Origin of the sequence: Hwangdonia lutea, from assembly GCF_032814565.1 — a bacterium.
Classification (GTDB): Bacteria; Bacteroidota; Bacteroidia; order Flavobacteriales; family Flavobacteriaceae; genus Hwangdonia; species Hwangdonia lutea.
Map to the genome: position 1 here is coordinate 264,343 of NZ_CP136521.1, position 12,511 is coordinate 276,853.

The 12,511-nt window shown below is 37.1% G+C and carries 6 protein-coding genes; all 6 read right to left on the minus strand.

Going from position 1 to position 12,511, the window contains the following annotated elements; translation table 11 throughout:
* Nucleotide 1: 1 nt before the first annotated feature.
* From RNZ46_RS01180 to RNZ46_RS01205, 6 genes are read right to left on the minus strand one after another with little or no spacing between them, the layout of a single operon-like run.
* Nucleotides 2–1,114 (minus strand): pyridoxal-phosphate-dependent aminotransferase family protein, encoded by a 1,113-nt coding sequence (locus RNZ46_RS01180; protein ID WP_316983564.1) that lies wholly within the window; start codon nucleotides 1,112–1,114, stop codon nucleotides 2–4.
* Between the two features lie 23 nt (nucleotides 1,115–1,137).
* Entirely contained in the window at nucleotides 1,138–4,005 is a 2,868-nt protein-coding gene (locus tag RNZ46_RS01185; protein WP_316983565.1) for an FAD-binding and (Fe-S)-binding domain-containing protein, read from the minus strand.
* Between the two features lie 50 nt (nucleotides 4,006–4,055).
* Nucleotides 4,056–6,140: a beta-glucosidase family protein gene (locus tag RNZ46_RS01190; protein ID WP_316983566.1), complete on the minus strand. Its 2,085-nt coding sequence runs from the start codon at nucleotides 6,138–6,140 to the stop codon at nucleotides 4,056–4,058.
* A 14-nt stretch (nucleotides 6,141–6,154) separates the two neighbouring features.
* Nucleotides 6,155–7,735, minus strand: coding sequence for a sodium:solute symporter (locus tag RNZ46_RS01195; protein WP_316983567.1), 1,581 nt, complete (start codon nucleotides 7,733–7,735; stop codon nucleotides 6,155–6,157).
* Between the two features lie 26 nt (nucleotides 7,736–7,761).
* The gene (locus RNZ46_RS01200; protein ID WP_316983568.1) at nucleotides 7,762–9,135 is read right to left on the minus strand and encodes an aldehyde dehydrogenase family protein; all 1,374 of its coding nucleotides are present in this window, start codon (nucleotides 9,133–9,135) and stop codon (nucleotides 7,762–7,764) included.
* A gap of 3 nt (nucleotides 9,136–9,138) precedes the next feature.
* Nucleotides 9,139–12,507, minus strand: coding sequence for a VCBS repeat-containing protein (locus RNZ46_RS01205; RefSeq protein WP_316983569.1), 3,369 nt, complete (start codon nucleotides 12,505–12,507; stop codon nucleotides 9,139–9,141).
* Nucleotides 12,508–12,511 lie beyond the last annotated feature (4 nt).

Sequence of the window (12,511 nt, forward strand, 5' to 3'; positions counted from 1 at the left end):
TTTAAATGATAGCTTTTAAAGCACCCAACAACATATTTACATGATTTATGGTGGCACTTTCACCCATTAATCCAACGCGCCAAATCTTACCTGCAAATGGCCCCAAACCGCCCCCAACTTCAATATTATATTCATTTAATAATTGTTTTCTAATGGCGAGTTCGTCTAATCCTTTAGGGATTTTAACGGCGTTTAACATGGGTAATCTATAGGCGTTTTCAACCAAAAACTCAAAGCCTAAATTTTCCAGTCCATCTCTTAATAGTTCATGGTTTTGCTGATGTCTTTTAAAACGATTTTCCAATCCTTCTTCCAATACCAATCTTAACGATTCTCTCATGGCAAACATCGCGGAAACTGGAGCTGTGTGATGATAGGCTCTTTTAGCGCCTTCCCAATAGTTCTTGACCATGGTGAGGTCTAAAAACCAACTTTGAACCTTTGTTTTTCTTTGATCTAAAACATCAATAGCGGCTTGACTGAAAGTAACAGGCGATAATCCCGGAGGCGCACTCAAACACTTTTGACTTCCCGAATATAACGCATCAATGCCCCATTCATCAACTCTTAAATCGGTGCCACAATATGAGGTAACCGCATCTACAACCAATAGAGCACCGGATTCCTTTGTGAGTTTACTAATTTCTTCCAATGGTTGTAAAACTCCGGTTGATGTTTCTGCATGCACAATAGCCAACAACTTCGGCTTACAACTTGCTAAGGCTTTTTTAACATCGTCTGGATTTATGGGTTTGCCCCATTCCGATTCTACTTTTATCACTTTAGCACCACAACGCTCCGCAATATCTGCTAACCGCGTGCCAAAAACACCATGGATGCATATTACAGCTTCATCGCCCGGTTCCAACAAGTTTACCAAACAAGTTTCCATACCTGCACTTCCGGGTGCAGAAACCACAAATGTTAAGGGGTTTTGAGTTTTCAATGTTTGCTGCGTCATTTGTTTTATGTCGTCCATGACCTCTAAAAACTCCGGATCCAAATGCCCGACCAGTGGGGTTGACATCGCCTTTAAAACTCGTGGGTGCACATCGCTTGGGCCTGGTCCCATTAAAATTCTGTTACTCGTGTTTAGCTCGTTTATCTGTCTCATGATACATTGTATTTTTAAAAATCTTATTTTTTTATAGCTCGAATAACCTCAACAAAATGTTTTGGTTTTGCTTCAGTAAAATGTTCAATTTGATGGCGACAACTAAATCCGCAAGCCACCAATTCTGAATCTTTTTTTAGTTTGTTAACTGCGGGAAATAGAATTTCATTGCCAATCTTTTTCGATAAATCATAATGCTCTTTTTCATAACCAAAAGACCCAGCCATTCCACAGCAACCGGATGGAATCTCTGACACTTCTTTTTTGGAGTTTTTTAACAATGATTTCATGGCATTTGTGCCGTATAATGCCTTTTGATGGCAATGCCCGTGGATGGCAACATGTTCTGATACGGGTTCAAAATCCACATCCAACCTGCCGTTATTATATTCATCCGATAGAAAAACATCAATCATCATAACACCATTTTTTAATTGTTCTGCTGTTTCTTGACTGCTAATTAAATCCGGCAAATCATCGTTTAATGCCGATGCACAACTGGGTTCGCACACCACAACTTTTAATCCTTGATCTAAAAATGGTTTTAATCCTTCAATGGTTTTTGCACCTTCTTTTTTAGCATCTCTTAAAAACCCATGTGAAATTTTTGGACGTTGGCAACAACCCACATTCGCCAAAACAACCTCATAGCCGCAGGAGTTTAATAATTCGAGTGCAGAAATTCCAATCTGTGGCTCGTGATAATTCAAATAGGTATCTGCAAACAAAACCACTTTTTTGCTCCCTTTATTGGTTTTAAATGCATTTTTCTCAAACCATTTGTAAAAGGGTTCTTTCGCGAAATTCGGTAATGTTCTACGTTTATCAAAACCTGCAGTTTTTTCTAAAATATACTTAAATATACTCGATTTTTGAATGGTATTTACAAGGCCCGATGTGGCTCCTGAAATTTTACTTGCTGCCTTGGAGGAATCGCGTATCAATTTATCTCTAAAAGAGATCCCATTTTGGTCGTAATACATCTGCAACACATCGCTCTTCATTTTGGCCATATCGACATTACTGGGGCATTCTGATTTGCAAGCTTTACAGGATAAGCACAAATCCATCACCTCGTGCAATCTTTTACCGGAAAGTGCATTTGCCCCCAATTGGTTAGACATGGCTAAGCGCAACGCATTGGCTCGCCCGCGTGTAGAATGTTCTTCATCTCTGGTGGCTTTAAAACTAGGGCACATCGTTCCGCCCAAAACTTTTCGGCATTCACCAACGCCAGAACACATATGCACTGCGGCTTCAAAACCTTCTTCGGTTTTATAATTGTATTCAGTTTTTACCGTTTCGTCTTTATAGTCGACACCATATCTTAAATTGTGTTCGATAGTTTGAGCTTCAATAATTTTTCCCGGATTCATTAAATTCTTAGGATCCATTAGCTTTTTAATGTCTATAAAAGCATTGTACAGCGTATCACCAAAAAACCGTTTATTATACGCACTTCGTACCAAACCATCGCCATGTTCGCCGCTCCAAGACCCTTTATATTTCATAACCAACTGAAAAGTGTCTTCGGTAATGTTTTTTAGCCGTTCAATATCTTCAGCCAATCTTAAATCCAAAATGGGCCTTACATGAATAACTCCAACACTTGCATGGGCGTACATAGCTGCTTTGGTTCCGTATTTTTCGCAAACCTTCAAAACTTCATCTATATATTCTGGTAATGATTCTGACGGAATTCCAGCATCTTCAATAAATGGTAATGGTTTTTTGTTTCCTTTTAAACCGAGCATTAACCCTAAACCCTTTTTGCGAACCACCCAGACATCGTCATAAGATTTTCCTTCGGGGAATAAAGGATACGCATACCCGAAGTTGTTCTCCTTTAAATGAGCTATCATTTTTTGCGGTCTGTGCAATACATCCGCTTCGGTATCGCCGTAAAATTCAACGATAAGAATAGCGGCAGGATGGCCTTCGATAAAATGGCAATGGTGCTTTGTCAATAAATTTTCCCTACTTAACCCAACTACGGTTTTATCTAAAATTTCTACTGCGGAAGGATTGAATTTCAACATAGATTCTACGGCAGAAATAGCTTCGAGCAATTCAGCAAAATGCACCACACAAACCGATTTATGCTTTGGAAGATCAACAAGATTCAGTTTCAGCTCCACCGTTGTAGCGAGTGTTCCTTCACTACCACAAATAAGTTTGCTTAAATTCCAATCATCAGTATAAACAAACTCGTCTAAATTATAACCGCCAACGCGTCGCATTACCTTTGGAAAACGCGCTTTTATTTCTTCTTTATTTTTGAGTACTAAATCTTTGAAAGTTTTATAAATTTCACCCTCACGATTGTTTTGTGAAGCTTTTTTTTGATATTCTTCCGGTGAATAATTCTTTAAATTCAATAATGTTCCTTCGGCTAGAATAACATGGGCTTCCAATATGTGGTCTACCGTTTTTCCGAATAAAACACTTTTAGTACCCGATGAATTATTGCCAACCATACCGCCAACATTGGCTCTGCTACTCGTGGCGGGATCGGGTGCAAAATGCAATCCTAAAGGTGCTAAAACAGCGTTTAAATCGTCTCTCGCCATACCCGGTTGTACCCGAACCCATTTTTCGGTTTCATTAATTTTTATGATGGCATTCATATATTTTGAAAAATCCAATATCATAGATTCTCCAACGGTTTGACCCGCCAAACTTGTGCCTGCACCTCGTGGCAAAATGGCCATATTGTTGGCATAAGCTGTGTTTATGGCGATGCCAACATCGTCAGCATCCTTTGGCAATACAATAGCTATCGGCTTAATTTGGTAAATACTAGCATCTGTTGAATACATCCCTAAAGACGCCGCATCGGTTAAAACCTCGCCTTTAATTTTACTTTTTAAATGCTGAAATATTTGTTCCATAAAACCTCAAAAAAATTAATCGTTAGTGCCGCTTGCTGTTCATCCATTTATTATTCGACTTGGATCGTTGTGGTGAGATGTATATTTTCGGAAGAGCTTCCTATTAAAATATCGTAGCTCCCAGGCTCGATTGTCCATTCGTTTTTATCCTCATCGAAATGTTGAAAATCGGCTTTGGTTAAAGTCAATGCTATATTTTGATTTTCATTTGGATTCAATTTCACTTTCGAAAATCCTTTTAATTCTTTTGCCGCCTTTTTTACCAAACTGTTTTTTGGAGCAATGTATAATTGACTAATTTCTGAACCTGTTAAGCTCCCCGAATTTTCCACGTTAAATGTAACCTGGATAGTTTCTTTATCTTCTGTTAACTTTGAATTTGAAACACTCAGATTACTATATTTGAAAGACGTATACGATAATCCGTGACCAAAACAAAATTGAGGTTTTATATTATGCGTATCAAAATGTCTGTAACCCACCATAATGCCTTCATCATAAAACACTTTTCCATCAACTCCGGGGTATGATTTCGGACTTGTATGCGCCGGAGAATCGGTTAATTCTTTGGGAAAAGTAATGGTAAGTTTTCCAGAGGGATTTGTTTTTCCGATAAGCACTTCCGCTAAAGCGTTGCCCCCTTCCATACCGTTATACCAAGCTTGGATAACCGCGGGCGTTTTATCTATCCATCGGTTCATATTATTTGGTGTACCTGCCACTAAAGACACAATGGTTTTAGGGTTTGCATCGACTATAGCCTCGATTAAATCGTCCTGACCGTAAGGCAAATTCATATCAACTCTATCAATATATTCCCGATCATGTCCCGTATGGTTAAGTCCGCCAACTACAATAACCGCATCGGCACTTTTAGCTGCATTTACGGCTTCTTCCCTTAGCGCATCAGCATTAGCGTCCTCTTCTTCTGAGTAGCCTTGGCAATAAATAATGTCTATATTTTTAAAATGATTTTGAATGCCTTCTAAAGGCGTCACTTCATAGCGGGCTTTAACCTGTGAGCTACCACCTTCTATCGCATGTTTTCTAGTGGCATTCGCACCAACCACTAGTACTTTTTTCAAACTAAAAGGATTTAGCGGTAATAACTGATTATCGTTTTTAAGTAAAACAATAGATTCTCTGGCTACTTTTAAGGCAAAACGGTCGTGTTTGTCTGTATCCAAAGGTTCTAAATCACTGGCATCAAAATCCCTAACAAAAGCCATTACTTTAAGCACTCGCTTTACCTTATCGTCTATTTTAGACATGGGCACTTGGTTGTTCTTAACGGCTTCAATTAACGGATTCGCCATATAGTAATTATCCCACTCTTGTTCGGTTCCCATTTCGAGGTCCAACCCGTTATTACCGGCCTCAATAGTATCGTGGGTACCGTTCCAATCGGACATTACCAAGCCTTCAAATCCCCATTTCTCTTTTAATATTTGATTTAATAAATAATCATTATGACAACAATATTGCCCTCTAAATTTATTGTACGCGCCCATAATAGACTTTACATCGCCTTCTAAAACGGCAGCTTTAAAGGCTGGCAAATATATTTCCTGTAAGGTTCTTTCATCCATTTCAGAACTTATGGTAAACCTTTCCCATTCCTGATTATTGGCTACCAAATGTTTGGCACATGCCGCTACACCTTGATCTTGAACGCCAATAATATATTTTACGGCTAATGTTTTTGTTAAATAAGGGTCTTCGCTCAAGTATTCAAAATTTCGCCCGTTAAGAGGTGTTCTGATAATATTTATTCCTGGACCTAACAAAACTTCTTTATTTCTATGCCTTGCTTCAGCACCTAATGTTTTACCAAACTCGTATGCGAAATCGATATTCCATGTTGAAGCTAGGGCTAATTCAGTTGGTAAATACACCGAAAAATCGTCGTTCCTTCCGGCCTGTACAAAAGCAACAATATCTGGAATTAATTCTGGACGTATACCATGAGGCCCATCGGAAACCACCAAATTATCAATCCCTAAACGCTCTACGCCTCCCGATTCAAATTTTTGAGATGCATGGATAATAGACACTTTTTCTTCTAGTGTCATTTTAGAGATAAGGCTGTTAATATTCAATTTCTCTTTCGTTTTATTGTTATTGCTTTCTATCATTTTGTTATGTTTTTTTATCTAAATATGTACACTAAAATTGCCGTTATAATTAAAAGAATAATGGATAAGTTTCTATAATTCAAATACCATTTTACGTTCTTTAATGTTATAGTTTCTTGTCGGTAGGAATCTTTTGTCCACATTAATTTTTCAATATCTTTACTTATTTCATTTGAATACAAACTGAAAATTATAAGTGACATGCTAGTGGTAACAAATAAGATTGGAACCACATATAAGAAATGAACATCTATGGATTCGAAAATGACATTGTTTATAAATATGAAAATTCCCGTTGCCATTCCTATTAATAAAGAATAGAATGCTGCATTTGAAGAAGTTCTTTTCCAAAAAATCCCGAATAAAAATACGGCTACAATGGGTGGGGTTATATAAGATAGCATGGTTTGTAAATACCTAAATAATGAATCGAATTTTGCTATTTGAGGCGCCCAAAGCACAGCAAAAACCATAAATAAGACGGTGGTTATCCGCCCCACTTTCATTAACTGTTTTGTGTTGAGATTGGGTTTAAACTTATGTACAAAATCCATGGTAACTAATGTGGATGCAGAATTTAGTGTAGAATCCAAGCTCGACATTAATGCCGCTATTATTCCTGCAACAACTAAACCTATAATGCCTTGAGGTAATAAATCGAATATCATGGTTGGCAATACTAAATCTGCATTTTCGAGATTGGGATAAAGTTTCCGTGCCATCACACCTGGCAATATCATAATGAATAAGGTTATCAGTTTTAAGAAACCTGCGAATAAAACGCCCCACCGCCCATGATCGATACTTTTTGCACTTAATATTCTCTGGGTGATGAATTGATTTGTTGTCCAATAATAAAAACCAAGTAAAGGTAAACTCACTATTAATGCAGGCCAAGGCAAGGATTCGTCATCCACTGGTTTTATAAGGTCTAAAGTACCTGGAGTTGCAACTTCATTAAAGCCTTCCATTCCTCCAATGGAATTATAAGCAATAATCGTTATAACTACCGACCCCATAACAAGTAACAAAGCCTGAATAGCATCGGTATAAATAACAGCACTCAGGCCACCTGATATAGTATAGGCGCCAGCAACCACAGCCAAAACAGTTACAATTTGCCAAACGGGAATATCTGGAAATATTAATTGCACAACTAAAGCACCCGCATATAAAACGGCGGCCGCTTCTATAACAATGTTACCGACTAATGTTAAAGCTGAAAAATAGAGTCTTGAGCGCTGATCGAACCTTTTTTCCAAATATTCCGGTAGTGTGAACATTTTGGATTTTAGATAAATTGGCAAAATAAATACGGCAAATAAAACAAGAACTACAACCGCCATCCAATCATAATTAAAAACAGCAATTCCAGATTCGTAGGCTTCACCCGCTAAACCCAACAGGTTAGCATTTGAAATATTTGAGGCAAATAATGAAATGCCTATGAATGGCCAAATCATGGATCTTCCTGCTAAGAAATAATCATCGGCAGATTTTAGTTTTTTACCAATGTAAAAACCCAATATCATTATAAATATAAAATACCCAATGATAATACCTAAGTCTAGGTTAGAGAGTACAAATTTGTCCATACATTTAATTTTTAGTGAAAATTGTTTTATTCATCTCTTGATATTATTTTGATTTGACAAACATCGTGAAATCCAAATTTTCCATTTTCTCTACTCATACCAGATTCCTTAATACCACCAAAGGGATTGCACGGTTTCACATAACTTGTGCTGTTATGCGCCAACATGCCTGTTTTAACATCAAAAACCGTTTGATTAAAAAGTTTTTTGTCTTCAGTAAAAACATAGCCGCCTAAACCATATTTTGTATCATTTGCTAATGTGATAGCTTCCTCATAATTTTTAAAGGACACTACGGGCAATACAGGACCGAACACTTCCTCGTTCCAAACGGCCATATCTTTTGTTACATTTACCAAAATGGTAGGCTCAAAAAAAGCGCCTTTTAAATGATTGGGGCGTTTTCCGCCCAAAACTGCCTTAGCTCCTTTATTTATAGCATCTTTAACTTGTTTTTCAATCGTATCAACTTGCGTTTTAGATGCGAGTGGCCCAATTTGGGTATCTTCATCTTCCGACAGACCGAATTTTTTATTCCCGATTATTTCAGTTAGTTTTTCTATTGTTTCATCCAATCTGCTTTCATGAACAATGAGCCGTTTTAACCCATCGCAACATTGGCCGCAATTTAAAAAACGTTTAATGTATAAACTTTCTATTATATTATCTAAATCGGCATCTTCAAAAACAATTCCCGGAGCAGAACCTCCTAATTCCATCAATACGGGAATGAATTTTTCGGCTCCAATTTGATAAAGCTTTTTACCGACTTTTGAACTTCCGGTAAACGTAATCATGTCAATATCTTGTTGCATTAAAAACTCACCTGTTTCTTTTCCGCCAAAAACCTCTGTAAAAACACCTTCGGGAATATTGGATTCTTTAAAAATTCGTTCTATTTCTTTTCCAAATAACGGGGTTTCTTCAGAATGTTTAAAAATTACCACATTACCTACAATCAAGTTTTGGATGACCTGCCACACAAAAATAGAGAAAGGAAAATTCCATGAAATAACTGAAGCCACAACACCTATGGGCATATAATGGACTTCATTTATCTCTCCGTCCTTTTGATACGTAATTTCGGGACTTAAGTATTTTGAAGCATTTTCGAGATACCATGAAAAGTAATTCAACCCATTTTCCATATCGCCTCTCGCCTGAGAAATAGGCATTCCCATTTCTTGGCTAGATAGTTGCGACAATGTATCACGCTCCAAACTAAATCGATTTAGCAAATCATTCAAATACGAGATTCGTTTAGACAATTTTAGCTTCTCCCATTTTTTTTGGGCGTTATGGGCATTCTTAACCAACGCTTCAATCTCTTTATTTGAGGTAATCTGCACCTCTCCTATTGGTTCATAATTTCGAGATGGATTGGTTGAAATTATATTCATTTTTTATTTCGCATTTAATTTAAAACTCTTTAACGAATCATTGTTAATGGCCACTATTACCAATGTGTTGTTCTTCACTTTAATTTTAGCCATAGATTGGGCATCCTCAGATACAAAAAAACCACTTTCATTTGCATTGATGGCCTTAAAATTACCTTTTCCGTCTCCTTTTAAGTAAAGGCCAACACCGGCATCGTTTCTGGTAGTTTCAATCTCTACCGGATACATATTGCCAACAAATAAAATATCTTTATGGCCATCTTCATCAAAATCTTCTAAAATAAAACCGTCTATATTAGAAAACTGGGCTTCATTTGGAAGTGGTGTAGATTTAAAGCTACCATCGCCCTTGTTTTCAATATAAGCACTAGCAAAGGTTTTAGCCTGATAATGTAGGGCTGTTGCCAGTTTAGATTCGCCATAAACATCCTTAAGATTTAACGATGCAAATAAGTTATAAGTTTTAATTTCTTTGGCGATTTTTGGTACTTGTTGGGATGAGCAGGACCTACCTCTTAGCGGAAATTGCTCGCCAAAATTATAGTAACTCAATACAATATCTTTATGCCCATTATCATCAAAATCGTCATAATGGACTTCAAAAGGTTCGTGTTCTGTGGCTTGGTACTTATAGTTTAATCCTAGATTTCCAGCAACTAGGTCGAGATCGCCATCGTTATCCATGTCGCTTGCGGCAATGCTGTACCACCAACCTTCTGAATTTGATAATCCATTATTGCTAACATCCTTTACAAATGATTCGCCGGTATTTTTAATAAACGTAATGGGCATCCACTCGCCTGTTAAAATGACATCTGTAAGCCCGTCGTTATTATAATCCATCCAAACCGCATCGGTAACCATACCGATCTTTAAAAGGTCTTTAGCGATTGATTTAGTAACATCTTTAAAAACACCTTTTTCATTATTTAAAATGCGGCTATTTGTTGGCGACGGATAATCCCATGGGGTATGTCGGCCACCTATAAATAAATCCAAATCACCGTCGTTATCATAATCAAAGGCACGTACACAAGCACCACTTTCTGTAAATTTTGGCAGTGTTTTTTTAGAAGAAGTGAACTTTCCCTTTCCGTTATTTAAATAAACACGATCTTGGTAGTGCTTTGAATTGGCCTCCCAGGCATTGCCTCCACTTACCACATATAAGTCTATATCGCCATCGTTATCAATGTCTAAAAACAAGGCATCGATATCTTCAAATTTCGCATCCTCTAAAAATGAATTTTGAACGGCTTTTTTAAATGAACCTTTTTTATTTTGAACATATAAGGTAGCGGGATAACCCGTAGCCGCTCCAACAAATACGTCTTCCAATCCATCGCCATTAACATCGCCTGTCGCTAATGCAGGACCAAATTGAGACTGCTTGTGAGGCAATAAAACTTGTTTATCAAAATCATCGAAAATATTTTCTTTGTGAATGTGATTAAAATTATGGGTTTCGGTAAATAGAGTTTGCTTAGGCTGTAGTTTTGGTTGATCGGCTTTTTTAGTTGTACCAAAATCTATAGTTAACAGCTGATTTGGTTTAATATTTGTTAAAATACTTTGTTGTTGATTTGGCCAAGTAATGGTTAAAGTCTCAATGCTACTATTATCATTTAATCCAAAATGGGCAACTTGCTCACTTGAAGAATACATGCCTCTTACGCTTGTAAATTCGTAAAGCTGTGTTGTGTTATTTTGAGTAATTTCAACCCTCGACCCGATTAACGGTTTATTAGATTCTGTATTTGTGAGCGCCACCCGTAAAAAATAATTGTTGGGTTTTTCGTTGCGATTGTTTTTATAAATGGAAGCTACATCATTCACGTTATTTACCACCAAATCTAAATCGCCATCATTATCCAAATCGGCATAAGCACAACCAGCTGAAAATGTTTTTTGGTCCAATCCCCAGTCCTCCGAAACTTTATCAAAAGTTAATCCATCTTTATTTTTAAAAGCATAATTTGAAATTTTTACTGAAGGTACGAGACTAAGTGCTTCCTCTAAATCTAATATTTCCCAAAGGGTGACATCGCCGGCTGTAGGGTTGTTTTTTACAAAATCATCGGCTACTTTGGTAATATATTTTCCAACTTCTTTATCGGAATCTGTATTTCTAATATCCCGAAACAACCCGTTGGTTACGTAAATATCCTTAAAGCCATCGTTATCAAAATCTGCCATGACATTTGACCAACTCCAATCGGTACTCGACACGCCTCCCAATTGAGCCACATCACTATACTGTGGTGTGTTAGAAAAAACCCCTTGATTGAGTTGCAGAGTATTAAACATGTATTGGTAGTGGCCACCGCTATTTACAATGTTCCAAAACGACTGCGGATTCATACCACTCATATTCGATTTAATACGGTAGTTGTCTTCGGCAACCATATCCAAAACCATAACATCGAGATTGCCATCATTATTGATATCTGCGGCATCAACGCCCATACTGAAATAGGAAATATGGCGCAACGATTCATCGGCAACATTGGTAAATGATCCGTCTTTGTTGTTTATGTAAAGTGCATCGGGAGCTTTAAAATCGTGGGCTAAGTAAATATCTTGCCAACCATCGTTATTGGCATCAAAAACCGAAACGCTATTGGCATTGCCTAATTTTAAGAGTCCTGCTTTTGAGGTGACATCTGTAAACGTTTCGTTTCCATTGTTTTTTAACAACCTTGGAGAAAATCGTTCTTGCTTTCTGTCAACATAATACATGTTTGAATAATTCCCTGGATTGGGTGGTTGATTAAGCAAAAACACATCTAACAAACCATCTTTATTGTAATCTAAAAAAGTGGCGTGCCGTGTTCTTTCAGAATTATCCAAACCATAGGCTTTTGATGATTCCTTAAAAGTTATTTTCCCGTTTGTTTGGTTTTTGGAGGTATTTATATATAATTTATTTCTTCGGATTTCTGGGTTGCCATCATATAATTCCCTAGTTACGTAAATATCCTGCCAACCATCATTATTAATATCGCCAATAATAACGCCTGAAGACCAACCGCCGTTATCCGTAATGCCTGAAGATTGTGTTATATCTTCAAACCGAAACTCCCCTTTATTTACATATAAACGGTCGCCAACTAAGTTTCCTGCGAAAAAAACATCCTGTAAACCATCGTTATTAAAATCACCAACACCAACACCGGCACCACCGTAATAGTTGGAATAAATTAAGATGTTGTGCTCAATTTTATCTTCAATGGTGTTGTTAAAATCTATATTGGTTTGCTCCGTTGAAAGTAAGGTGAACAATGGCTCGTTTTCTTGTGAATAACCTTTAAAACCAACAAAAAACAATACTAAAAAATAAACAGTTAATATGATGAAGCGACTCTTATGCATTTTA

Bases quoted from the DNA above. Each gene is read 5' to 3' on its own strand.
- RNZ46_RS01180 (WP_316983564.1), bottom strand. From the start codon at position 1,114: ATGAGACAGATAAACGAGCTAAACACGAGTAACAGAATTTTAATGGGA.
- RNZ46_RS01185 (WP_316983565.1), bottom strand. From the start codon at position 4,005: ATGGAACAAATATTTCAGCATTTAAAAAGTAAAATTAAAGGCGAGGTT.
- RNZ46_RS01190 (WP_316983566.1), bottom strand. From the start codon at position 6,140: ATGATAGAAAGCAATAACAATAAAACGAAAGAGAAATTGAATATTAAC.
- RNZ46_RS01195 (WP_316983567.1), bottom strand. From the start codon at position 7,735: ATGGACAAATTTGTACTCTCTAACCTAGACTTAGGTATTATCATTGGG.
- RNZ46_RS01200 (WP_316983568.1), bottom strand. From the start codon at position 9,135: ATGAATATAATTTCAACCAATCCATCTCGAAATTATGAACCAATAGGA.
- RNZ46_RS01205 (WP_316983569.1), bottom strand. From the start codon at position 12,507: ATGCATAAGAGTCGCTTCATCATATTAACTGTTTATTTTTTAGTATTG.